Here is a 22,737-nt window from a genome sequence, read left to right on the forward strand (position 1 = left end):
GTTCTTCGATATCTCTTGACGTCAAGATACATCAGGAGCGACAGGAATTCCATCCGTCTCAGCGAATTGCGTGCGGTAGAGCTCTTCGTAGCGACCACCCTGCGCGAGCAGCTGGGCGTGGGTGCCCCTCTCCACGATCGTGCCGTCCTCGACGACGAGGATCTGGTCAGCAGCACGGATCGTCGACAGTCGGTGTGCGATGACCAGCGCTGTCCGTCCGGCCAGTGCCTCGGCAAGCGCAGCCTGGACCGCCGCCTCCGACGTCGAGTCCAGCGAAGCCGTGGCCTCGTCGAGGATCACCACCCGCGGCTGCTTCATCAACAACCGGGCGATCGTCAGCCGCTGGCGCTCGCCACCGGAGAGCCGGTAGCCACGCTCCCCCACCACCGTGTCGAGTCCGTCGGGCAGCGCCCCGACCAGGTCGGCCAGTCGTGCACGGGTCAGTGCGTCCCAGAGGTCGGCCTCACTGGCCTCGGGACGGGCCAGGAGCAGGTTGCCGCGGATGGAGTCATGGAAGAGATGCCCGTCCTGGGTCACCATCCCGACCACGCCGCGGATCGACTCCGCCGTCAGGTCACGTACGTCGGTGCCAGCAAGCCGCACGGAGCCCGAGTCGACGTCGTACAACCGGGAGACGAGCTGCGCGATCGTGGACTTGCCCGCGCCCGAGGAACCCACGAGGGCGACCACCTGACCGGGTTCGGCACGCAGCGAGATGCCGTGCAGGACCTCCTCGCCGCCGCGCGTGTCGAGAGTGGCGACCGCTTCGAGCGAAGCGAGTGAGACCTTGTCGGCCGAGGGGTAGGCGAAGCGGACGTCGACCAGCTCAACGGCCACCGGTCCGTCAGCGACCTCCCCTGCACCCGGGCGATCGGTGATCAGGGGCGCAAGGTCGAGGACCTCGAAGACCCGCTCGAAGCTGACCAGGGCGCTCATCACCTCGACCCGCGCGCTGGCAAGCGCGGTCAACGGCGCGTAGAGGCGGGTGAGCAGCAGCGACAGCGCGACCACGTCACCGGCGTCCAGGGTGCCCTGCAGCGCCAGGCTGCCGCCCAGGCCGTACACGACGGCCACAGCCAGCGCGGACACGAGCGTCAGGGCGGTGATGAAGGTCGTCTGGACCATCGCGGTGCGGACCCCGATCTCGGCGACCCGTCGGGCGCGGGCGGCGAACTCGACCGACTCCTGCTCCGGACGTCCGAAGAGCTTGACCAAGGTGGCCCCCGGGGCGGAGAAGCGCTCGGTCATCTGGTTGCCCATGGCGGCGTTGTGATCGGCCGCCTCCCGCTGGATCCCGGCCAGGCGCTTGCCCATCCGTCGGGCAGGGACCACGAACACCGGCAGCAGCACCAAGGCCAGCAGGGTGACCTGCCAGGAGATCCCGATCATGACCACGAGGGTCAGCGCGAGCGTGACGAGGTTGCCCACGACACCCGACAGGGTCGAGCTGAAGGCCCGTTGGGCCCCGATGACGTCGTTGTTCAGCCGGCTGACCAGGGCCCCGGTGCGGGTCCGGCTGAAGAACGCGATCGGCATCCGCTGGACGTGGTCGAAGACCGCGGTGCGCAGGTTGAGGATCAGGCCCTCCCCGATCCGCGACGACAGCCAGCGCGACCACAGCCCCATCGCGGCGTCGAGCACAGCAATGCCCGCGATGGCCAGGGCCAGCCGGACCACCACGTCCCGGGGGTCGCTCGCGACGATCGCGTTCACGACCTTGCCTGCGAGCACAGGTGTCGCGACCGCGAGAGACGAGCTCGCGACACTCAACAGCACGAAGCCGATCAGCTGGCGCCGTTGCGGCCGGGCGAAGCGAAAGATCCGGCGAGCGGTCTCCCAGCTGAAGTCCCGTCGCTCCTCCGAGGCGTGCATCGCTCGGAACATCTGGCCCATCGCGACTGATTCCATGCTCATGGACCTGACGGTAGGACCTCAAGCCGACTTGAGGACAAGCCGGGCGCCCTCTTGTCCCGAAAGAAGGTTCAGGTGTGGCTGTCGTATCGACCGGCACCCGTTCGTGGAGAGGATGGAAGCAGCCCCCAACTGACCCAGGAGGTCACCATGCGCACCCTGATCTACACCGCCTTCGTCTCCGTCGACGGCGTCGTCCAGGCACCCGCCCCCGAACCCGACTACCGCAACGGCGGCTGGACCTTCCAGGGCATCGACTTCCTCCAGGAGGTCTACGAGCTCAAGGCCCGGGAGCAGGAGGAGGCGAGTGCGCTGATGCTCGGCCGGGTCAGCTACCAGGCGTTCGCACCGGTCTGGCCGAAGATGACGGTCGAGTTCCCGAAGTACAACGCGATGCCCAAGTACGTCGTCTCGACCACGTTGCAGGACGACGACCTCGTCGACAACTGGGGTGACACCACCATCGTCCGCTCGTTCGAGGACGTGGCGGCGCTCAAGGAGACCGACGGCGGTCCGATCTCGATCCACGGATCCGCCAGCCTGGCCCGCGGCCTCGCGGACGCCGGCCTCCTCGACCGCTACCACCTGCTCGTGTTCCCGTGGGTGCTCGGCGAAGGCAAGCGGATGTGGAGCGAGACTGCCAAGGAGCGCCAGAAGCTCGAGCTCGTCGAGAGTGCCTCCTACGCCAACGGCGTACAGAAGCTCTGCTACGACGTCGTGCGCTGAGCCGGCTCGAGCAGTGCGACGCACTCCACGTGGTGCGTCATCGGGAAGAGGTCGAAGGCACGCAGGCTCGTGAGCCGGTAGCCGTGCTCGGAGAAGATCGCGACGTCGCGGGCCAGCGCGGCCGGGTCGCACGCCACGTAGGCGACCGCACGGGGCGCCCGGCGCACGACTTCCTCGACGACCGCGCGCTTGGCACCTGCCCGCGGCGGGTCGAGCACGACGAGGTCGGCCCGGTCCCAGACCTGGCCCAGGCCGCTGGCCAGCACGGGGCCGACGTCACCGGCCGTTGCCTGGAGCCCCGGACAGTTGGTGAGCGAGAGGAGCGACGCCGCAGCGTCACCCTCGACCGCAGCCACCCGACCGTCCGGTCCCACGGCTTCGAGCAGGAACCGGCTGAACAGGCCGACGCCGGAGTACAGATCGAGCGCCGACTCCCCCGCCAGCGGCGCCAGCGCGGTCAGCACCGCATCCACCAACGCCTCAGGTGCGCCGGGGTGGACCTGCCAGAAGCCGCCGTCCGCGACTTCGAACGCACGCCCCCTGACGTCGTACGACGGACCGGCGGGCGCCGCGAGGAGGCACTCCTCGACGGGGATGACGTCGTGGGAGCGGTGCTTGCGCATGCCCAGGCCACCGCCGGGCAGGGAGACGTAGCGCTGGCGGGTCCGCCAGCCGAGGCCGTCGGTGTCGCCGGGCACTGCTTCGACCTTCACCTCGATGTCGAGGCCGGCGAGACGACGCAGCTGCTCGCGCACGACGTCGCCCTTGAGGCGGCGCTGCGCGTCGAGCGCCACGTGCTGGAAGTCGCATCCGCCGCAGAGCCCGGGGCCGGCGTACCGACAGGGAGCCTCGACCCGGTCGGGCGACGGTGTGCGGACCTCGACGGCGTCGCCCCGCCAGAACCGGTCGCCCTCGGTGCCTTCGGTGATCTCGACGACCACCCGTTCGCCCGGCAGGGTGTGCCGGACGAAGACGACCCTGGTCTGCTCCTCGCCTTCGACCTGAACCCGTGCGACGCAGTGTCCACCGTGCGCGACAGGGCCGACGTCGACCTCGAACCGCTGTCCGACCGCCGAGGCACCGCGGGCCTTGCGGGCTCGGGGACGCCGCGCCGGAGGCCGGCTCACTTGCGGGTCTGCCGGTCCGGGCGGTCACTCACGCGACCACGACGCAGGTCGCCGGGCCGGACCCTCTGCTCCTCGCGCTGCTCGCGCTCCAGCGCGATCTCGGAGGACCGCAGCTGGTACGGCACCGAGATGACCATGACGCCGGGACTGAACAGTAGTCGACCCTTGAGCCGCAGTGCCGTCTGGTTGTGGAGGAACTGCTCCCACCAACGGCCGACGACGTACTCGGGGATGTAGACGGCCACCACGCCGCGCGGGTTGGCTCGGCGGATCGCCGCGGCGTACTCGACGATCGGCTTGACCACTTCGCGGTACGGCGAGTGGAGCACCTTGAGCGGGATGCCGGTGTTGCGGTCGTCCCAGTCCTCCAGGAGCCGCGCGGTGTCCTTCTGGTCGATCGAGACGTAGACGCCCTCGAGTGCGTTCGGTCGGGTCGCCTTCGCGAAGGCAAGCGCGCGCAGGGTGGGCTTGTGCAGCTTGGACACCAGCACGATGGCATGCACCCGCGTGGGCAGGATGCTGTCCTCCTCGTCGGCTGCGAGCTCGCCCTCGACCTTGTCGTAGTGGCCCTTGATCCCCTTCATCACGGCGAAGAAGAACGCCATGGCCAGGATCGTGATCCACGCGCCCGCGAGGAACTTCGTCAGCAGGACGACGACCAGGACCACGGCAGTGAAGCTCAGACCGATGGCGTTGATGACCCGGGACCGGACCATGCGTCGCCGCTCGCCCGGATCGGTCTCGGTCGTGAGCAAACGCGTCCAGTGCCGGATCATCCCGAGCTGGCTGAGGTTGAACGACACGAACACACCGACGATGTAGAGCTGGATCAGCTTCGTGGTCTCGGCATCGAAGGCGACGATCAGGACGATCGACGCGAGCGCGAGGAACACGATGCCGTTGCTGTAGGCAAGGCGGTCGCCGCGGGCGCCGAACGCACGCGGAGCGAATCCGTCCTTGGCCAGGATCGACCCGAGGACCGGGAAGCCGTTGAACGCCGTGTTGGCCGCGAGCACGAGGATGATCCCGGTGACCGTGACCACGAAGTAGAAGCCGGGGCTGAAGTCGTGGAACACCGCCCGCGCGATCTGGGCGATGACGGTGTGCTGGTCGTAGCCCTCGGGCACCGGCACCCCGTTGCGGGTCAGTCGAGCCAGGTGCTCGGGGTGCGGGTCGACGTACCTCAGGCCCATCTGCTTGGCCAGCACGATGACGCTGACCATCATCGTGATCGCGATCATCCCGAGCAGCAGGAGGGTGGTGGCAGCGTTCTGGGACTTGGGGCGCTTGAAGGCGGGTACGCCGTTGGAGATCGCCTCGACGCCGGTCAGCGCCGCACATCCCGACGAGAAGGCGCGTGCCAGCAGGATCACCAGTCCGACGGTGGTCAGCGGCTGCTCCCACCCCTCGACCGGAGTGATGTCGAGGTCGGCACTCTCGGCCATCGGCAACGTCCCGAAGGCCATCTCACCGAAGCCGTAGGCGCACATACCGAGGATCGCGAACATGAAGAGGTAGGTCGGCACCGCGAAGAACGCGCCCGACTCGCGGATGCCGCGAAGGTTCATCGCCATCAGCAGCAGCACCATCACGGTGGCCACGGTCGCCTCGTGGTGCTGGAAGGTCGGGATCGCCGCAGCGGCGTACTGCGCGCCCGACGAGATCGACACCGCCACCGTCAGGACGTAGTCGACGAGCAGCGAGCTGCCGACGACCATGCCCGCCGTCCGCCCGAGGTTGACCGTCGCCACCTCGTAGTCGCCGCCACCGGACGGGTAGGCGTGCACCGTCTGGCGGTACGACGCGATGACCGCAGCCATCACGATCGCGACCGCGACCGCGATCTTCCAGGACCAGACGTACTGCGTGGCGCCGGCGATCGCCAGCATGATGAAGACCTCGTCAGGGGCGTACGCCACCGAGGAGAGCGCATCGCTCGCGAACACGGGAAGCGCGATGCGTTTGGGAAGAAGGGTCTCCCCCAGCTGTGCGCTGCGGAGCTTGCGACCCAGCAGAATGCGCTTCGAGACGTCTCCGACACCCACGATCGACAACCGTAGGGCATCCCCGGTGCTATAGCGTGCTCACCGTGCACGTCGTGATCATGGGATGTGGCCGCGTCGGCTCGACTCTGGCCCGCAGCCTCGAGGACAGAAACCACACTGTGTCGATCATCGACACCGAGCCTGATGCGTTCCGACGCCTCGGGCCCGGCTTCAATGGCGACAAGATCCCCGGCATCGGGTTCGACCAGGAAGTGCTGGAGAAGGCCGGGATCCGCCGCGCCGACGCGTTCGCCGCGGTGTCCAGCGGTGACAACTCCAACATCATCGCGGCGCGCGTTGCCCGCGAGACGTTCGGGATCCAGCAGGTCGTCGCCCGGATCTACGACCCCGGTCGCGCCGAGGTCTACCAGCGCCTCGGCATCACGACGGTCGCGACGGTCAAGTGGACTGCCGACCAGGTGCTGCGCCGGATCCTTCCGGCCGGCGCCGAACCGGACTTCCGGGACCCCTCGGGCACCGTCCGCGTCGACCACATCCCCGTCACCGAGGTCTGGGTCGGCGCCCGCGTCGGCCAGCTCCAGGAACAGGGACGCTGCCGGGTGGCGTGGATCGACCGGCTCGGCGAGGGCATGCTCCCGGACCGCGAGAGCGTCATCCAGGAGGGCGACATGCTCCACCTGGTGACCCGCGAAGAGAACGCACAACACGCTTACGACGTGCTCAGCCGCGGCCCCGAGCACGAAGGCTAGGGAGAACAGACACCATGAGGGTCGCCATCGCTGGAGCAGGTGCCGTCGGGCGTTCGATCGCCCGCGAGCTGATCGAGAACGGTCACGAGGTGCTGCTGATCGACAAGTCGCCGAGCTCCATCAGGCCCGAGCGCGTACCGGACGCGGAGTGGCTGCTCGCCGACTCCTGTGAGCTGTCCTCGCTCGAGGAGGCGCGCCTCGACAAGTGCGACGTCGTCATCGCCGCTACCGGGGACGACAAGGCCAACCTGGTCACCTCCCTGCTCGCCAAGGCCGAGTTCGGGGTCCCCCGCACCGTCGGGCGGGTGAACCACCCGAACAACGAGTGGCTCTTCACCGAGGCCTGGGGCGTCGACGTCAACGTGTCGACCCCGCGCATCATCACCGCGCTCGTGGAGGAAGCCGTCACCGTCGGTGACCTCGTCCGGCTGTTCACCTTCCGCCAGGGCAACGCCAACCTGGTCGAGATGACGCTGCCCGCCGACTCCCCCTACGTCGGCAAGGCCGCGGGGCTGATCCCGCTCCCCGACAACTGCGCGCTGGTCACGATCCTGCGCGACGGGCAGGTCTACACGCCTGCACCCGAGCAGCCGGTCGAGGCGGGCGACGAGCTGCTGTTCGTGGTCCCGGCCGAGGCCGAGGACGAGCTCGAGCGGATGCTCGCGCCGTCGGCGCACCCGGCCAAGTAGCGAACAGCTACTCGACGACCTCGGCGGGAGCCTCCTGCTCAAGGGGCGTGGCGTTGCGGGCCAGCAGCCAGATCATCGCCGACCACGACCCGATCCGGAGCACCCAGCCCAGGCCCGTGCGAAGGACCAGGATCGCCACCACGGCATGGTCGGCGTCGATCGAGCCGTTGTGCCCGAGAAGCCACACTGGTCCCTGCAGCAGGACGCCGAAGGCACCGGGCAGCAGCATCACCCAGGTGAGGCGGTTGCACAGCCTCACGATCTGCTTGTCCTCGTGCCACGCGGTCGCGTCACCCGTGACGCTGCCGAGCATGAACCCCAGCATCGGCCAGCCCGCCAGACAGCTGGCACCCAGGACGATGGTGTAGCCGAGGCTGATCAGGATCCCGGGCAGGAAGAAGGCCAGCGCCTGGTCGGACTCCGATCCACCTGAGTTCTCGGCCCACCGGACGAAGACCCAGCCGATGCCGATGCCGAACACGGCGTTGAGGACGTACTGGGGGCTGCTGCGCTGGACGATCCGGGCCAGCAGGGCCGCGCCGGCCACCACCAGGCTCGCGATCAGCGCCCACTGGAGCTCCTTCGTGGTGAGCCACAGGACCGTGAACACGATGCCGGGTACGGCGGCCTCGACCAGACCGCGCCTGCCCCCCAGCGCGGCGGCCAGCTGGCGCCGCACCAGTGCTTCGACGGTGTCCACCCCGAGGTGGTCGGGTACGGCGCTCACAGCAGCTCGTAGCGCGGGTTGTAGAGGATCCGCGCCCCGTCCTGGGTGCTGACGCGGCCGGACACCTCGATGCCGCGACCCGGGCCGATCCCCGCGATCCGGCGGCGGCCCAGCCAGATCACGGTCACCGTCCCGGTGCCGTCGTACAGCTCGGCCTCGAGGGCGGGCACCCCACCGCGCGGCCGGAGCGTGACCGTCCGCAACGTGCCGCGCAACCGGACCTTCTCGCGGTCAGGGGCGTCGCCGATGCAGACCACCCCGTCACCGGTGTAGGTCTTGCGCAGGTCGCGGGCGTCGGCCTCTTCGGGGTTGGCCCACTTGCTGATCGTCCGGCGCAACCGGCTCTTGTTGGTGCCCACGGGAGTCGTCCTCAGCTCGCGGGGACAGCCTTCGGCTGCGCACCCTCGGGCAACGTCAGCGGGAGTTGCTCACCGACGGGCATGGCGTGCGCACCGCGGCGCACTGCAACCTGGGCGATCGCGGACTCCCAGTCCGCGGCCTCCTCGGGCGTGCGGGCGGGGTCGCCCAGCAAGGTCGCCCGCAGCAGCCACCGGGGTCCGTTGACCCCGATCACGCGGGACGTCTGGGTGCCGGCAGCGCCGTCGGCGCGGGTCATCTTGACCTCGCAGACGAGCTCGGTGCCGAACCGGCCCTCGCGCTCGGTGGCGGTGCCACCGCGGCGGGCGGTGTCGGCCGCGATCTGGGGGCGGATCTCACTCCAGAGGTCGCCGTTGCGCGGCGCGGCGAAGGCACGCAGCTCCAGCGCACCGGAGTCGGTGGCGAGCAGCACGGCGCGGACCGCACCGGACTTCTCGTCGACCTGGACCCGCACCTCGCGGTCGGCCAGCGGCGCAACGAGCAGGGCGCCCAGGTCCAGCCGGTCCACCCCGTCCTCGGGCAGCTCGTCGACGTCGTACGGGCCTGCAGCCTCGTTCTCGTCCGTCGTCTCGACGGATGAGTCGTCAGCGGTCGCCTCGTCGGCGATCGCATCGGCATCCTTGCGCCGCAACCTCACTGTGTCCTCCTCTTCGGGTCCACCGGAACGGACCGTGCGTTCGACCGGCGGGTCTCACGCACCGAACCCTCCAGTAGAACCGTAGCCTCCGCTCCCACGAACGCTGTCGGGAAGGGCAACAACTGCCTGGAATCGTGCTCGCTCGAAGCGCTGGACGACCAGCTGGGCGATCCGGTCCCCCCGCTTGAGGACGATCGTGTCGACCGGGTCGTGGTTGATCAGGAGCACCTTGATCTCGCCGCGGTAGCCGGCGTCGACGGTGCCCGGTGTGTTCACGATCGACAGCCCGTGCCGCGCGGCCAGGCCCGAACGCGGGTGGACGAGCGCGACGAAACCGTCGGGCAGGGCGATCGCGATCCCGGTCGGCACCAGGGCCCGTTCTCCGGGCGCGAGGGTCACGTCGACCGTCGACAGCAAGTCGGCACCGGCGTCGCCGGGGTGGGCGTAGCCGGGCAGGGGCAGGTCGGGGTCGAGCTGCTGGACCGCGATCACGAGGTCGGTGTCGTCGTGGGGCACGGGGAGACCCTAACGACCGGCGGTGTGCACGTGGGTGGGATCATCCTCGGCGTGAGCGAGACTGCCCCGAGGGCGTACCACGAGCGGCTGCGCGTGCCGCTGCGCTGGTGGGCGCAGGGCACCATGCTGGTCGCCACCTTGTGGCTGACCGTGGTCGTGGCCGTTCCCGGGCCCGCTCCCTGGATCATCACGGGCGTCGCGTTGGGAGTGCTCGCCGTCTGCCTGTTCTGGTACGGCGACGCGCGGGTCGTCGTGGGCGACGGCTCGTTCCGCGCCGGCCGCGCCCGGATCGAGGCGACCCACATCGGGACTGCCGAGCCGCTGGACGCCGAGGAGACCCGCCGGGTGTCCGGTCGGGACGCGGACGTGCGGGCCTACCTGCTGCTGCGCCCGTACCTCAAGCGCTCGGTCAAGGTCGAGATCACCGACCCGGCCGACCCGGCGCCGTACTGGCTGGTGAGCTCGCGCCACCCGCAGGCACTCGCTGGTGCCCTCAACGCACTGGCCCGCTCGGGCCAGTAGGCTCGGCGCATGGCAAAGGACAGCTCGAAGATCTGGTCGACGTTCTCGCTCGTCTCCGCACTCGGTGCGGCGGCGGTGGCGAAGAAGGGCCTCGACACCGGCTGGAAGGCCGCGACCGGCAAGAACCCGCCGGTCAACCCCGCCGACCCGGACGTCAACGTCTGGGAAGCCGTTGCCTGGGCCGCCGCGAGCGGGACGTTCGTCGCACTGGCGAAGATGCTCGCCCAGCGCCGCGCCGCTGGCTACTACGTCAAGTCGACCGGCCACCTGCCCAAGCCGCTCCAGAAGGACGCCGACGTCAAGGCCTGAACCGATCACGGACGGGGCTAGATGGCCCCGTCCGGTCGAGCACTACGCCATCAGGCGCAGTCGAAGCAGATCATCTTCTTTGCGTCAGCCAGCTGGCTGCGGTGGTGCACGAGGAAGCAGTTCATGCAGGTGAACTCGTCATCCTGCTTCGGCTTGACCTCGACAGCGAGCTCTTCGTGCGACAGGTCCGCGCCGGGCAGCTCGAAGGATTCGGCCGCCTCCGTCTCGTCCTCGTCGACCTTGCCGGAGTTCTTGTCGTGGCGGCGAGCCTTGAGCTCCTCGATGCTCTCTTCGGACTGTTCGTCCTCGTTCTTGCGTGGTGCGTCGTAGTCAGTCGCCATGACGGATCCCCTCTCCCCTTGACTGGCCGGCTTCCACACTGGTCGTGCGGAGCAGCGCGGCAGATTGTGCACCATCGGGATCGGTTTGCGATACCCGGGTGGTTGCGCGTCGCCAGAACAGCCATCGGCCGCTGACTATTCCCCGAGGAACCCCGCCGATCGTACGGCCGAAACCAGCTCCGCGAAGCCGTGACGAGGGCCACACACCATGGCCTCGGTCCCGGCCGCTCCCACGGTCACCAGGGTCTGTGCTCCGGCCAACCGGGCGATCAGGCCACCGGCGGCGTGGTCCCAGGCGTGGACGCCCTCCTCGACGTACCCGTCGAGCGCCCCTTCGGCGACCCGGCACAGGTCCAGGGCACACGAGCCGGTGCGGCGGATGTCACGTACCTCGGGCAGCAAGCGGGCCGCTGCGGCAGCCTGCACCTCCCGCACCGGGCGGGTGTAGTTGAACCCGGTGGCGATCAGCCGGTGAGCCAGCGGCGCCGGCGGTCGTACGACGACCGGCACGCCGTTGCGGGTCGCGACTCCCCCGACATGACCGGCGTACACGATGTCCCTGGCCACGTTCACGACGACGCCGGCGACCACCTCCCCGTCGACCTCGGCGGCGATCGAGACGGCGTACTCGGGGATCCCGTAGAGGAAGTTCACGGTGCCGTCGATCGGATCGACGATCCAGCGCACGCCGGAGGTGCCCGCGACGTCGTCACCCTCCTCGCCGAGGAAGGCGTCATCGGGGCGGGCGTCGTGGACCAGGCGACGGATCAGCTCCTCGGTCGCCCGGTCGGCGGCCGTGACCACGTCGATGTCGCTGGACTTGGTCGCTGCGACGAGCACCTCGCGCGTCGCGTGCTCCCGGACCAGCGCGGCAGCCTCCTGCGCGACGCCCAGGGCGAGCGCGAGGAGCTCCTCGGCGAAGCTCACGGTCGGCCGGCCGGCGCCGCGGCGGCCAGGCAGCAGTCCACGGGACAGTGGTCGGCCACCGGTCCCCGGGTGCCGAGGAAGGCGCGGGTCACGTCGTCCCCCCGCTCGGCGGCAGCGCGTTCGAGGACCAGGTCGCGCAGCGCGCTCACGAACGCCGGGTGGGTGCCTGCCGACGGAGAGCGCCGGGCAACGATGCCGAGCCGGTCCGCCGTCGCCAGCGCCTCGGTGTCGAGGTCGTAGACGACCTCCATGTGGTCGGAGACGAAGCCGACGGGGATGAGCACGACGGCGGCCGGGCTGTCGGGTCCAGCGGCCAGCTCCTCGAGCCGGTCGTTGACGTCGGGCTCCAGCCAGGGCGTGTGCGGAGAGCCCGAGCGGGAGCAGTAGACCAGCTCGTGGTCGCGCCGGACCCCGGTGCACTCGGCCACGCGCTGCGCCACGACCGCAGCGACGTCCAGGTGCTGGGCGGTGTAGGCGCCCTGTCCTCCCGGACCGCTGTTGTCGTTCATGGCCAGCGGGATCGAATGGGTCACGAAGAGCAGCCGTGCTCCGTCACGGACGTCCTCGGGCAGCTCGGCCAGGGAAGCGAGGACGCCGTCGACAGTCGCCTGCACGAATCCCGGGTGGTTGTAGTAGGCCCGCACCTTGTCGAGCTGCGGCGCGGTGAGACCGTCCGGCACTGCCTCGACCGCGGCCGCGAGGTTGTCGCGGTACTGATGGCAGCTGGACCAGGACGAGTACGCCGACGTGACCAGGCACAGCGCACGTCGTACGCCGTCGGCCGCCATCTGCGCGACGGTGTCGCCGAGGTAGGGCTCCCAGTTGCGGTTGCCCCAGTAGACCGGCAGGTCGATCCCGTGCTCGGCGAAGTCCGCCTCGATGGCCCCGATGAGGGCCTTGTTCTGGTCGTTGATCGGAGACTTCCCGCCGAAGCCGAAGTAGTGCTGGCCGACCACCTCGAGCCGTTCACGCGGGATCCCACGACCGCGGGTGACGTTCTCGAGGAACGGTACGACGTCCTCCGGCTTCTCCGGTCCCCCGAAGGACACCAGCAGCAGCGCGTCGTACGGGTCGGTCGAGCTCTTGATGTCGGGCTCCGGATTCGGCACGCCCCCATCGTAGGGAGCAGGATGCAGGGGCGATGCTCGAGTCCTACCGCCAGATCTTCACGCCCGCCACGGCGCTGTTCAGCCTGACCGGCCTGGTCGCACGACTGCCGATCTCCATGGTCGGCCTCGGCATCGTCCTGCTCGCCGAGCACGAGACGGGGTCCTACGGCTTCGCCGGCTCGGTGTCCGCGGTCGCCCTCATCGCCAACGCCCTCTTCGCGATCCCCCAGGGCCGCCTGCTCGACCGGCTCGGGCAGAGCCGGGTGCTGCCGGCCGTGATCACCGTCTGGGGCGTCGGACTGGTCCTGGCGATGGGTTCGCTGCGCTGGGACTGGCCGGTCTGGACCACCTACGCCTGCGCAGCCGTCGCCGGAGCGGCACTGCCGTCGGTCGGCACCTGCGTCCGTGCACGCTGGTCCCACACGCTCGCGGACCGGCCCGAGCGACTGCACACCGCGTTCTCCTTCGAGGCCGTGGCCGACGAGACCGTCTTCCTGGTCGGTCCGATCGCGGTCACCCTGCTGGCCACCGCCGTGCACCCGCTGGCGGGCCTCGGCGCGGCCCTGGTTGCCGGTGTCCTGGGGACCTACGCGTTCTCTGCGCAGCGTGCCACCGAGCCGCCCGCGCACCCGCCGACAGCCACCGACGGCGTACGACCGCCGATCCCGTGGACGGCCATCGCGCCGCTCACCGTGGTCGCCGGAGCGCTCGGCATCCTGTTCGGCGCGGCCGAGGTGGTCACCGTCGCGTTCGCAGACGAACAGGGGCACAAGTCGGCGGCCGGCTTCCTGCTCGCGGTCTGGGCGCTGGGCAGCCTGGTGGCCGGCGTCGTGTCCGGCGCGATCACGTGGCGTCGTGGCCCCCTCTTCCGGTTGCGCCTGGGCGCCTTCGGGATGCTGCTGGCCATGGCCCCGCTCGCCGTGGTGCCCTCGCTGCCCGTCATGGGCGCGGTCCTGCTGATCGGCGGCTTCGCGATCTCACCGACCCTGATCGCCACCATGTCGCTCGCCGAGCAGGTGCTGCCGTCCGCTCGGCTCACGGAGGGCATGGCCGTGATCGGCACCGGCCTGGCCGCGGGGCTGGCACCCGGTGCCGCGATCGCAGGAGTCCTCATCGACGCCGAGGGCGCTTCGCCGGCGTACCTCGTCTGCGCGGCCGGAGGCGCACTGGCGCTGGTCGGCGCACTGGCCACCCGGGTTCCGGCTACGGTGCCGTCCCATGAGCACGCGTCATCGGACCCGACCGGACAGCTGGCGTAACTGGTCCGGCCTCGAGTCGGCTTCGGGACTGCAGGTCCTGAGCCCGGGCAGCGCCGACGAGGTCCGCGCGGCCGTGGTCGAGGCGCGCGCCGCCGGCCGGAAGGTCAAGGCCGCCGGCACCGGTCACTCCTTCACTGCGATCGCGAAGCCCGAGCACGTCCAGCTCCTGCCCGACGGGATGCGCGGGATCCTCTCCGTCGACCGCGAGGCCATGACCGTCACCGCCCTCGCGGGCACCCAGCTCAAGGTCTTCAACGCGGAGCTGGAACGGCTCGGGCTGAGCCTGCACAACATGGGTGACATCGCCGAGCAGACCCTCGCCGGCGCGATCTCGACCGGCACCCACGGCACCGGTGGGCGGGCCGCGGGCCTGGCCGCCCAGGTGGTCGGTCTGGAGCTCGTGACCGGCACCGGCCAGATCATCCGCACCACCGCCGACGAGAACTCCGACGTCTTCCACCTGGCGCGGGTGGGTCTCGGAGCACTGGGCGTGATCACCACCATCACCTTCGCCGTCGAACCGCTCTTCGTGCTCCGCGCCGAGGAGCGGCCGCTGTCGTGGCACGACGGCATGGCCTGGTTCGACGACCTGACGGCAGCGCACGACCACGTCGACATGTACTGGTTCCCGCACGCGGACCGCCTGTTGACCAAGGGCTACGACCGGATGGGGACCGACCTGACGGTCGCCGAGCCGCTGCCGCGCTGGCGGTCGTGGCTCGACGAGGACCTGCTCGCGAACACCGTGTTCGGCGCACAGACCGCCGCCCTGAACCGGGTGCCACGCGCGATCCCGGCCGCCAACCGCTTCGCCGCCCGGATGATCGGGCCGCGCAGCTATTCGGACGTCGCCCACCGCGTGTTCACGACCGAACGACGTGTGGTCTTCCGCGAGATGGAGTACGCCGTGCCGCGCGAGGCCGGCCTGGTCGCACTGGGCGAGTGCCGCGCCGCGTTCGAGCGCTCCGGGCTGTCGGTGTCGTTCCCGGTCGAGATCCGGGTGGCTCCGGCGGACGAGGTGGCCCTGTCGACGTCGTACGGGCGCGACTCCTTCTACCTCGCCTTCCACACCCACCACCGCGCCGATCACGAGGCCTACTTCGCCCTGATGGAGTCGGTCATGCGCGACCACGGCGGGCGGCCGCACTGGGGCAAGCTGCACTCCCTGGACGCCGAAGACCTCGCACCGCTCTACCCGCGGTTCGGCGACTTCACCGCGCTGCGTGACCGACTGGACCCGGACCGGGTGTTCACCAACCCGTACCTCGACCGCGTTCTCGGCGCCTGAGACGTGAGTACGACGAAGGCCTGTCCCTGCGGTTCCAGCAAGGCGTACGACGCCTGCTGCCGCCCGTTCCACCGGGGCACCGCGACGCCGGCAACCGCCGAGGAGCTGATGCGCTCGAGGTACTCCGCGTTCGTGGTCGGCGGCCCCGGCGAGGTGCGCCACCTGCTCGCGACCTGGCACCCCGCGACCCGGCCCGAGTCGATCGACCTCGACGACGGGCTGCGCTGGACCGGGCTCGAGGTGCTCGCGACCGAGGCCGGCGGACCGGAGGACCGACGCGGCATGGTCGAGTTCCGGGCGTCCTACCTCCGCGAGGGCGTGCCGGGCGCCCTGCACGAGACGAGCAGGTTCCGGCGCGACAACGAGGGCTGGCAGTACGTCCGTGGGCGCGCCGAGTGGTCGTAGTCACCCATCAGCCCACAACCCGCTCACAACCGGCCCACCACCGGCCCACCACCGGCATCGCAAAATGTCGACACGTCGCCACACGCCGGACCGGCAACCCGATCCGGGGGTTCCCCGGGCGTAGGCTCGGCGGAACCGGAGCACCACCCCGGCACCAGGCAGGACTCCCCCAGGCAGACAACCGAGGACACGATGGCGGACAAGGCGGACCAGGCCGGCAACGGCTCGTCCCGACTTGATCTCGCCGGCATCAGTCCCGACCGTCGGCGCCTGCTGCTGGTGGACGACCAGGGCGCCGAGTTCACCCTCGACATCACGCCCGACCTCCGCGCTGCGGTGCGCGGTGAGACCACCCGTCTCGGCCAGTTGGAGATCAAGATGAGCAGCAGCATCCGTCCCCGCGAGATCCAGATCCGCATCCGTGCAGGCGAGACCGCGGACACCGTCGCGCAGGCAGCCGGCACCACGGTGGACGCGATCATGCCCTACATCGCGCCCGTCCTCGCCGAGCGTGAGCACGTCGCCGGTCGCGCACAGAAGGCGTCGATCCGTCGTAGCCCCAGCGAGACGGGGGCCGCCCACACCCAGAGCAGGGTGCTCGGCGACGCCGTGGCCGCCCAGCTGCGTGCCATCGGCGCCGACCCGACCGGTGTGACCTGGGACGCCTACCGCCGCGAGACCGGGCGCTGGGTGCTCACGGGCGCCTACACCTCCGGCGAGCGCAACGGCACCGCCCGCTTCACCTACGACGCTCCCGGCAACTACGTCATCACCGACAACGACGACGCCCGCTGGCTGATCGGCGACGTCCTCGAGGCCCCGGCGGTCCCGGCTGCGCGCGACGAGCTGCGCCAGGTGCGCGAACGCCGGCTGTCCTCGGTGCCGGCCGACGAGCTCCCGCTGGGCGGCGACCTCGGGTCCAGCCTGCCGCTCGGCGACGACGCCCTCGACCTGGTCGGCGGCGAGGCCGCCGAGGCACTGGTCGACGTCCCTGCCGCCCGCGTCGACCACGACGAACCGATCCGCGCGACGGCCGACCAGCCCGTCGTCGCGGACTCCGCGCCGACCGAGGCCGAGCGCGAGGCCGAGGCGGCCCGGCACCGCCGGGCGGTCCAGAAGAAGCGCGGCCGCGCATCGGTTCCGAGCTGGGACGAGATCATGTTCGGCGGTTCGGACCAGGCATAGTCCGGCCGCGCTACTGGGGCGTAACCTGCGCCCATGGCTTATTTCGTCACTGGCGCCACGGGTTTCATCGGCCGCCACCTCGTCGCTGACCTTCTCGATCGCCGCGAAGGGCCCATCTACGTCCTGGTCCGCCCGTCTTCCCACAAGAAGATGGAGGCGCTGATCCGCCAATCGGGTTCCACCAGGGTCCGCCCGGTCCTGGGTGACCTCAGCAAGGCCGACCTCGGCGTCGACCCGGAATGGATCGACGAGCACGCCGGCTCGATCAAGCACTTCTTCCACCTGGCCGCGATCTACGACATCACGGCCGACGACGCGACGAACGACGCGATGAACATCGACGGCACCCGGCACGCGCTCGGCCTCGCCGAGCGTCTCGGGGCCGGCTGCTTCCACCAGGTGTCCTCGGTCGCCGCGGCCGGCGACTACCACGGCCGGTTCGACGAGACGATGTTCGAGGAGGGCCAGCCCTTCCCGTCGCCGTACCACCGCACGAAGTACGCCTCCGAGAAGCTGGTCCGCGACGAGGCGAAGATCCCGTGGCGGATCTACCGGCCGGCGATCGTGGTCGGCCACTCCGAGACCGGCGCGATGGACAAGATCGATGGTCCTTACTACATGTTCCCGCTGATCAAGCGGCTCCGCGACAACCTGCCTTCGTGGTTGCCGTTGGTGGGCGTCGACCTCGGCGACACCAACATCGTGCCCGTCGACTACGTCTCCAAGGCGATGGACCACCTCGCCCACCTGCCCGACCGCGACGGCGAGGCGTTCCACCTGGTCTACCCGGAGCCGCAGCCGGTGGCGGAGATGATCAACGCCTTCTGCGCGGCAGCCGGTGCTCCCCGGTTCGCGACCCCGATCGACCGCAACGTGACCAGCGCTGGTCCGCTGGGCCTGATCCCGCGCCAGCTGCGCCCCAGCAACATCATCAAGGCCGTGGTCCGGTCGACCCCCGGCCAGCTGGCTCTCGACCAGACGATCGGCCGCCTCGGACTCCCGGCCGAGGCGCTGGCCCACACCTCGTTCCCGTCGGTCTTCGACTCCCGGATCACCGAGAAGGCCCTCGCGGGTTCCGGCATCAGCGTGCCGCCGCTGGAGACCTACGCGCGGGCGCTGTGGGCGCACTGGGAGGAGAACCTCGACGACACCCTCGCGCGCGACCCCAAGGCCGTCGCCGCGCTGAAGGACAAGTACGTCGTCATCACCGGGGCCTCCTCGGGCATCGGCAAGGTCGTCGCGTTCAAGGTCGCCCAGGCCGGCGGCATCCCGGTCCTGGTGGCCCGTGGCAAGGAGAAGCTCGAGGAGATCAAGTCCGCCATCGAGATCCGCGGCGGACAGGCCCACGTCTTCCCCTGCGACCTGTCCGACCTCGAGGCGATCGACCGGCTCTGCGAGCAGCTGGTCCGTGACCTGCCGAGCGTCGACTTCGTGATCAACAACGCCGGCCGCTCGATCCGTCGTTCCCTGAAGCTGTCGCAGGACCGCTTCCACGACTTCGAGCGCACCATGCAGCTGAACTACTTCGGCGCGATCCGGCTCCTGATCGGCCTGATGCCGCAGCTCCACGAGCAGCGGTCCGGGCACATCGTCAACATCTCCTCGATCGGGGTGCAGACCAACCCGCCGCGCTTCTCGGCCTACGTCGCCTCCAAGGCGGCGCTCGACGCCTGGAGCAACGTGGTCTCCTCCGAGGTCGTCGGGCACGGCATCACCTTCACCAACGTGCACATGCCGCTGGTGCGGACGCCGATGATCGCGCCGACCAAGATGTACGACAAATTCCCCACCATCTCGCCCTCCCAGGCCGCCGACGTGGTGATCCGGGCCATGGTCGAGAAGCCGCACGAGATCAACACGACCTTCGGGACGGCCGGCGCGCTGGCCCACACCCTCGCCCCGAAGACGGCGTTCCGGGTGCTCAACCTGGCCTACCAGGTGTTCCCGGACTCGGCCGCTGCGAAGGGCAAGAACACCACCTCAGCGGCGGCCGCCGCGGCCGAGGAGGCCCCCGAGTCGAGCCGCCGGGAGACCGAGCAGATGCTGCTCGCGCAGCTGTTCAGGGGCGTCCACTGGTGACCACGGGTCGGGCGGGATCGGCCACCCACTCGCTCCAGCTGCCCGGGTAGAGGGCCGCGGCCACTCCGGCGACCTCCAGCGCGAGGACGTCGTGGGCCGCGGTCACCCCCGAGCCGCAATAGACGGCAACGTCGGCACCGGGGACGGCGCCGACCTCTGCGTAGACGGAACGGAGCTCGGCCGCTGAGCGGAACCGGCCGTCGGGTCCGAGATTGCGCGCCGTCGGCACGTTGACCGCTCCGGGGATGTGCCCGGCGACGGGGTCGATCGGCTCGACCTCGCCGCGGTAACGCTCGGGTGCGCGGGCGTCGATCAGGATCGCGGCCTCGCGGACGCTCTCGACGGTCACGAACCCCTGACTGCCCGGCCTCGCGGTGAAGTCGCCGACGGCTGCGGGGCCGGTACCGGCACCGGTCTCGACCGCGAGACCGGCCGCCGTCCAGGCCGCCCAGCCGCCGTCGAGCACCCGCACGTCGAGGTGACCGTGGTGGCGCAGCAGCCACCAGCAGCGTGCCGCGGCATGGGCCGACCAGTCGTCGTACACCACGACGGGGCGGGCGTCGCTCACACCGGCACGGCGCATCGCTGCCTCGAAGACGGCCGTGTCCGGCAATGGGTGGCGCCCGCGCACACCTGGCTCGGACGCGAGGTCGGCGTCGAGGTCGACGTACGACGCCCCGGGGACGTGGCCCGCGGCGAACTCACCCGGCCCGGGCGGCCCGCCCATCCGGTAACGGACGTCGAGGACGGTCACCCCATCGCCCCGAGCCACCAGGTCGGCGAGGTCGGCAACATTGATCAGGGGGTCGATCAGGGGGTCGGCCATGTCCGCGAATCTACGAGGCCGCCGGTGGCCTGTGGAGGACGGACGCGCAGGTCGGGGTGATCCGGCACGCTGATCCCCATGTCGACGGGCACGGGACTCCAGGAGCCACTGCCGCTCCTCCTGCAACGGGTGTTGCGCGGCGCGGTGATCGACCACGCCCGTGCCGAACACCGGCGCGCGTACCCCGCGGTGCTGCACGTCGGCGTCCCCGGCGGAGAGGTCTGCACCTTCGAGGTCGCTCCGGAGGACGACCTCGACCTGGCTCTGCGCATCGAGGTGCTGGAAGCGATGGCACGCACCAGCCTGAGCCGCGACGTCGTGCCGCTGACCTGGTTGACGCGGGCCGACTCGGGGCCGGACACCGAGGACCTCGCGTGGGCAGCCGCGGCCGGTGCCGCGTCGGGCGAGCTCGGCGTGCGGCTGGACCTGGTGGTGGTCACCCGTCGATCGTGGCGTGACCCCCGGTCCGGTGCCGGGCGTGCGTGGTCCCGGCTCCGTGCGGCCGAGCCGGCAGGCTAGACGGCAGAGTAGGCAGCAGTCAGGTCCGGGTCACCACGTGTGGACGGGCTGGTTGTCGTGCATCCGGGCGCGGTAGTCGCCCAGGACGGCACGCAACACGTCGGCACGGTCCTCGCCCTCGCGCTGCTGGACCTGCCGCACGAACCAGTCCGCGCCGTTGGTCGCCGCCAGGCAGCGCTGCTCGATGACGTCGAGGTACCGGTGCGCCTCCGCCGACCCGACACCCCAGGCGGCGAGCCCGTCGTGCGCCAGCGGCAGCAGGCGTCGTACGACGAGCTCGGTGGCGCGGACCCGGCCCAGACCGGGCCAGTAGACCTCGGCATCGATCCCGTACTGGGCCGCGGTGTGGAAGTTCTCCTCCGCAGCGCTGAACGACATCTGCGACCACAGGGGGCGCTCGTTCTCCGCGAGCGCGCGGACCAGTCCGAAGTAGAACGCGGCATTGGCGACCGTGTCGATGACCGTCGGCCCCGCGGCGAGGATGCGGTTCTCGACGCGCAGGTGCGGAAGGCCGCCGCTGATGTCGTAGACGGGCCGGTTCCAGCGATAGATCGTGCCGTTGTGGAGCCGGAGCTCCGCCAGGTTGGGCGTGCCTCCCGCCTCCAGGACGGTCAGCGGGTCCTCCTCGTCGATCACCGGCAGCAGGGCCGGGAAGTAGCGCACGTTCTCCTCGAAGAGGTCGAAGACCGAGGTGATCCACCGCTCGCCGAACCACACCCGCGGCCGCACGCCCTGCACCTTGAGCTCCTCGCTGCGGGTGTCGGTGGCCTGTTCGAACAACGGGATCCGGGTCTCGGACCACAGGTGCCTGCCCAGGAGGTACGGCGCGTTGGCGCCCACCGCGAGCTGGATGCCGGCGATGGCCTGGGAGGCGTTCCAGTACGACGCGAACCGTTCGGGGCTGACCTGGACGTGCAGCTGGGTGCTGGTGCAGGCCGCCTCCGGGACGATGGTGTCGACCGTGGTCGCCAGGCGTTCGACGCCCTGGATGTCGATGCTGATGTCCTCGCCTCGGGCGCGCAGCACCTGCTCGCTGAGCAGCTGGTAGCGCGGGTTGGCACTCATCGAGTCGGCACCGAGGTGCTCGGGACGCAGCGTCGGGAGGATGCCGATCATCACCAGGTGCGCGCCGAGCGGTGCTGCCTTCTCCTCGGCGGCGTTGAGGCTCGCCCGCAGCTGCGACTCGTAGGACTCCAGCCCGCCGCCCGAGAGCGGTCCCGGCGGCATGTTGAGCTCGATGTTGAACTGGCCGAGCTCGGTCTGGAAGTCGGGATCCGCGATCGCGTCGAGCACCTCGGCGTTGCGCAGCGCCGGGTCGCCGGCGTCGTCGACGAGGTTGAGCTCGACCTCCAGCCCGGTCCACGGGTCATCGGTGTCGAAGGCCGACTCGCGCAGCATCCGCTCGAACACGTCGAGGCAGCGCCGGACCTTCTCCCGGTAACGGGTCCGGTCGGCCGGTGTGAACTCCTGTGCAGCGACGGCGTCACCCATGCACCGACCCTAGACCCAGCGCCCAGTCGAACCCTCCCTCCCAGAACTCGGGCGGCACGGCCTGTTGCAGGAGCGAGCCGAGATACACGGCCAGTGCGTAGTCGGGCTCGACCTGCTCGCACCGATCCAGCGCCACCCAGGCCTTGGCACCGTCGCCGGCCTGCCAGGCGGCCCAGCCCAGCAGCGTCGCTGGCGCCGGGACCAGCGCATCCGGTGTGCGGCGCACCAGCGCGGACCAGAACCGGACGTGCCGATCGGCGTCGCGCCGCGAGATGAGCGACCACGCCGCGTCCCGCACCCGCGATGCCTGGAGCACCCACAGCAGGCGCGCCGCCTCGTCATCGGAGGGCTCGGCGCCAGCGGCGACGAGCTCGGCGACACGCCGTTCGACCCATCTGCCCTCCCGCCGGATGGACCTCCCGTCGGTGGGCGCGTCCTCGTCTGCGAGGCCACTGGAGGCCAGGGCCTCCTCCACGCCGGCCACGGCCTGCGGGTCGCTGTCCAGCGATGCCACGAGCTCGGCCCTGCTGCGATGGGTGAGACGGCCGCTGACGAGCGCCTCGACGACGAACGGGTGGGCCGACACGTCGTACGGCGTCCCGGGCGCATGCCGCCCGGGACCCTCCAGGTCGGCGTGACGCTCGCCGTCGGCGGCGAGCGCAGCCACCACCGTGATCCCCGCCCGCCGGCAGCCGCGACGAAGGGCGCGGTGGGCGGCGAGGGCCGCAGCCCGGTCGGTGGTGAAGTACAGCAGCACCACGTGTTGTGCGTAGTGGCGTCGGGCGGGGCCGAGCAGGAGCTCGTCGAGCTCGCGCTGCACGGCCAGGGTCTGGACCTCGAGCGGCGGCAGGTCGATCCGGGCGTGGAAGGGGCGATCGGCGCCGAAGGTCATCATCACGATGGAGTCCTCGGGCCAGAAGCCCAGCAGGACCGGCGCGATGGCGAGCATGTCCTCGGGGTTGCGGACGGTCAGGGTGGTGGGGCGCGACGGAGAGGTTGTCATGACAGCGA

General features: G+C 70.5%; 24 protein-coding genes. 11 read left to right on the forward strand and 13 right to left on the reverse strand.

Annotated features, from left to right (window positions below):
• Positions 1–21: 21 nt before the first annotated feature.
• Positions 22–1,914, reverse strand: coding sequence for an ABC transporter ATP-binding protein (locus tag ASD84_RS00785; RefSeq protein ID WP_056705686.1), 1,893 nt, complete (start codon positions 1,912–1,914; stop codon positions 22–24).
• Between the two features lie 147 nt (positions 1,915–2,061).
• Between ASD84_RS00785 and ASD84_RS00790 the strand changes: the two genes are divergently transcribed.
• Entirely contained in the window at positions 2,062–2,637 is a 576-nt protein-coding gene (locus ASD84_RS00790; RefSeq protein WP_056705688.1) for a dihydrofolate reductase family protein, read from the forward strand.
• Here the strand turns inward: ASD84_RS00790 and ASD84_RS00795 are convergent.
• Together ASD84_RS00795 and ASD84_RS00800 are read right to left on the reverse strand one after the other, a co-directional pair.
• Positions 2,619–3,764, reverse strand: a complete 1,146-nt coding sequence (locus ASD84_RS00795; RefSeq protein WP_056705690.1) for a class I SAM-dependent RNA methyltransferase — start codon at positions 3,762–3,764, stop codon at positions 2,619–2,621. The genes ASD84_RS00790 and ASD84_RS00795 overlap by 19 nt on opposite strands.
• Positions 3,761–5,809 carry an APC family permease gene (locus tag ASD84_RS00800; protein WP_235530913.1) on the reverse strand — a complete coding sequence of 683 codons (2,049 nt, stop codon included), beginning with the start codon at positions 5,807–5,809 and terminating at the stop codon, positions 3,761–3,763. The genes ASD84_RS00795 and ASD84_RS00800 overlap by 4 nt, the downstream gene beginning before the upstream one ends.
• A gap of 44 nt (positions 5,810–5,853) precedes the next feature.
• Here ASD84_RS00800 and ASD84_RS00805 point away from each other — a divergent pair, with 44 nt between their 5' ends.
• A complete protein-coding gene (locus tag ASD84_RS00805) occupies positions 5,854–6,519 on the forward strand; it encodes a potassium channel family protein (protein ID WP_056710475.1) in 666 nt (221 codons plus the stop codon).
• 14 nt (positions 6,520–6,533) lie between these two features.
• On the forward strand, positions 6,534–7,208 hold the full coding sequence (locus ASD84_RS00810) for a potassium channel family protein (RefSeq protein ID WP_056705696.1): 675 nt from the start codon (positions 6,534–6,536) through the stop codon (positions 7,206–7,208).
• A 7-nt stretch (positions 7,209–7,215) separates the two neighbouring features.
• On the opposite strand, the gene ASD84_RS00815 is transcribed toward ASD84_RS00810, so the two are convergent.
• Genes ASD84_RS00815 through dut form a run of 4 tightly spaced genes read right to left on the reverse strand, consistent with a single transcriptional unit; the run spans position 7,216 to position 9,466 of the window.
• Positions 7,216–7,935, reverse strand: coding sequence for a DUF3159 domain-containing protein (locus tag ASD84_RS00815; protein ID WP_056705700.1), 720 nt, complete (start codon positions 7,933–7,935; stop codon positions 7,216–7,218).
• A complete protein-coding gene (locus ASD84_RS00820; RefSeq protein ID WP_200954376.1) occupies positions 7,932–8,294 on the reverse strand; it encodes an OB-fold nucleic acid binding domain-containing protein in 363 nt (120 codons plus the stop codon). The genes ASD84_RS00815 and ASD84_RS00820 overlap by 4 nt, the downstream gene beginning before the upstream one ends.
• 11 nt (positions 8,295–8,305) lie before the next feature.
• Entirely contained in the window at positions 8,306–8,950 is a 645-nt protein-coding gene (locus tag ASD84_RS00825) for a DUF3710 domain-containing protein (protein ID WP_056705705.1), read from the reverse strand.
• A 54-nt stretch (positions 8,951–9,004) separates the two neighbouring features.
• Entirely contained in the window at positions 9,005–9,466 is a 462-nt protein-coding gene (gene dut / locus ASD84_RS00830) for a dUTP diphosphatase (RefSeq protein ID WP_056705707.1), read from the reverse strand.
• Between the two features lie 51 nt (positions 9,467–9,517).
• On the opposite strand from dut, the gene ASD84_RS00835 reads away from it, so the two are divergent.
• Both ASD84_RS00835 and ASD84_RS00840 read left to right on the forward strand, forming a co-directional pair.
• Positions 9,518–9,988 (forward strand): DUF3093 domain-containing protein, encoded by a 471-nt coding sequence (locus tag ASD84_RS00835; protein ID WP_056710478.1) that lies wholly within the window; start codon positions 9,518–9,520, stop codon positions 9,986–9,988.
• A 9-nt stretch (positions 9,989–9,997) separates the two neighbouring features.
• Positions 9,998–10,297, forward strand: coding sequence for a DUF4235 domain-containing protein (locus ASD84_RS00840; protein ID WP_056705718.1), 300 nt, complete (start codon positions 9,998–10,000; stop codon positions 10,295–10,297).
• Between the two features lie 50 nt (positions 10,298–10,347).
• Here the strand turns inward: ASD84_RS00840 and ASD84_RS00845 are convergent, their stop codons facing one another.
• The 3 genes from ASD84_RS00845 to ASD84_RS00855 form a co-directional block, all read right to left on the reverse strand.
• Positions 10,348–10,638, reverse strand: a complete 291-nt coding sequence (locus tag ASD84_RS00845) for a DUF4193 domain-containing protein (protein ID WP_056705721.1) — start codon at positions 10,636–10,638, stop codon at positions 10,348–10,350.
• A 135-nt stretch (positions 10,639–10,773) separates the two neighbouring features.
• Positions 10,774–11,565, reverse strand: a complete 792-nt coding sequence (locus ASD84_RS00850) for an inositol monophosphatase family protein (protein ID WP_056705724.1) — start codon at positions 11,563–11,565, stop codon at positions 10,774–10,776.
• Entirely contained in the window at positions 11,562–12,674 is a 1,113-nt protein-coding gene (locus ASD84_RS00855) for a ferrochelatase (RefSeq protein ID WP_235530914.1), read from the reverse strand. Before ASD84_RS00855 ends, ASD84_RS00850 begins: the two co-directional genes overlap by 4 nt.
• Positions 12,675–12,706: 32 nt before the next feature.
• On the opposite strand from ASD84_RS00855, the gene ASD84_RS00860 reads away from it, so the two are divergent.
• From ASD84_RS00860 to ASD84_RS00880, 5 genes are all read left to right on the forward strand, one after another.
• The gene (locus ASD84_RS00860) at positions 12,707–13,933 is read left to right on the forward strand and encodes an MFS transporter (protein ID WP_056705728.1); all 1,227 of its coding nucleotides are present in this window, start codon (positions 12,707–12,709) and stop codon (positions 13,931–13,933) included.
• Positions 13,893–15,221, forward strand: a complete 1,329-nt coding sequence (locus ASD84_RS00865; protein WP_056705732.1) for a D-arabinono-1,4-lactone oxidase — start codon at positions 13,893–13,895, stop codon at positions 15,219–15,221. The genes ASD84_RS00860 and ASD84_RS00865 overlap by 41 nt, the downstream gene beginning before the upstream one ends.
• A 3-nt stretch (positions 15,222–15,224) precedes the next feature.
• Positions 15,225–15,626: a YchJ family protein gene (locus ASD84_RS00870; protein ID WP_056705735.1), complete on the forward strand. Its 402-nt coding sequence runs from the start codon at positions 15,225–15,227 to the stop codon at positions 15,624–15,626.
• Positions 15,627–15,818: 192 nt separating this feature from the next.
• Positions 15,819–16,811 (forward strand): septation protein SepH, encoded by a 993-nt coding sequence (gene sepH, locus ASD84_RS00875; protein ID WP_056705738.1) that lies wholly within the window; start codon positions 15,819–15,821, stop codon positions 16,809–16,811.
• A 33-nt stretch (positions 16,812–16,844) separates the two neighbouring features.
• A complete protein-coding gene (locus tag ASD84_RS00880) occupies positions 16,845–18,890 on the forward strand; it encodes an SDR family oxidoreductase (protein ID WP_056705741.1) in 2,046 nt (681 codons plus the stop codon).
• On the opposite strand, the gene ASD84_RS00885 is transcribed toward ASD84_RS00880, so the two are convergent.
• Positions 18,871–19,716, reverse strand: a complete 846-nt coding sequence (locus ASD84_RS00885) for a sulfurtransferase (protein WP_056705744.1) — start codon at positions 19,714–19,716, stop codon at positions 18,871–18,873. The genes ASD84_RS00880 and ASD84_RS00885 overlap by 20 nt on opposite strands.
• A 78-nt stretch (positions 19,717–19,794) precedes the next feature.
• Between ASD84_RS00885 and ASD84_RS00890 the strand changes: the two genes are divergently transcribed.
• The gene (locus ASD84_RS00890) at positions 19,795–20,235 is read left to right on the forward strand and encodes a hypothetical protein (RefSeq protein WP_056705748.1); all 441 of its coding nucleotides are present in this window, start codon (positions 19,795–19,797) and stop codon (positions 20,233–20,235) included.
• A gap of 30 nt (positions 20,236–20,265) precedes the next feature.
• Here ASD84_RS00890 and ASD84_RS00895 read toward each other — a convergent pair whose 3' ends face one another.
• Together ASD84_RS00895 and ASD84_RS25255 are read right to left on the reverse strand one after the other, a co-directional pair.
• Entirely contained in the window at positions 20,266–21,726 is a 1,461-nt protein-coding gene (locus tag ASD84_RS00895) for a glutamate-cysteine ligase family protein (RefSeq protein WP_056705751.1), read from the reverse strand.
• Positions 21,719–22,729, reverse strand: coding sequence for a DUF4192 domain-containing protein (locus ASD84_RS25255; RefSeq protein ID WP_162251472.1), 1,011 nt, complete (start codon positions 22,727–22,729; stop codon positions 21,719–21,721). The genes ASD84_RS00895 and ASD84_RS25255 overlap by 8 nt, the downstream gene beginning before the upstream one ends.
• Positions 22,730–22,737: the final 8 nt, after the last annotated feature.

The sequence above is a fragment of the Nocardioides sp. Root682 genome (assembly GCF_001427795.1).
GTDB lineage: Bacteria > Actinomycetota > Actinomycetes > Propionibacteriales > Nocardioidaceae > Nocardioides.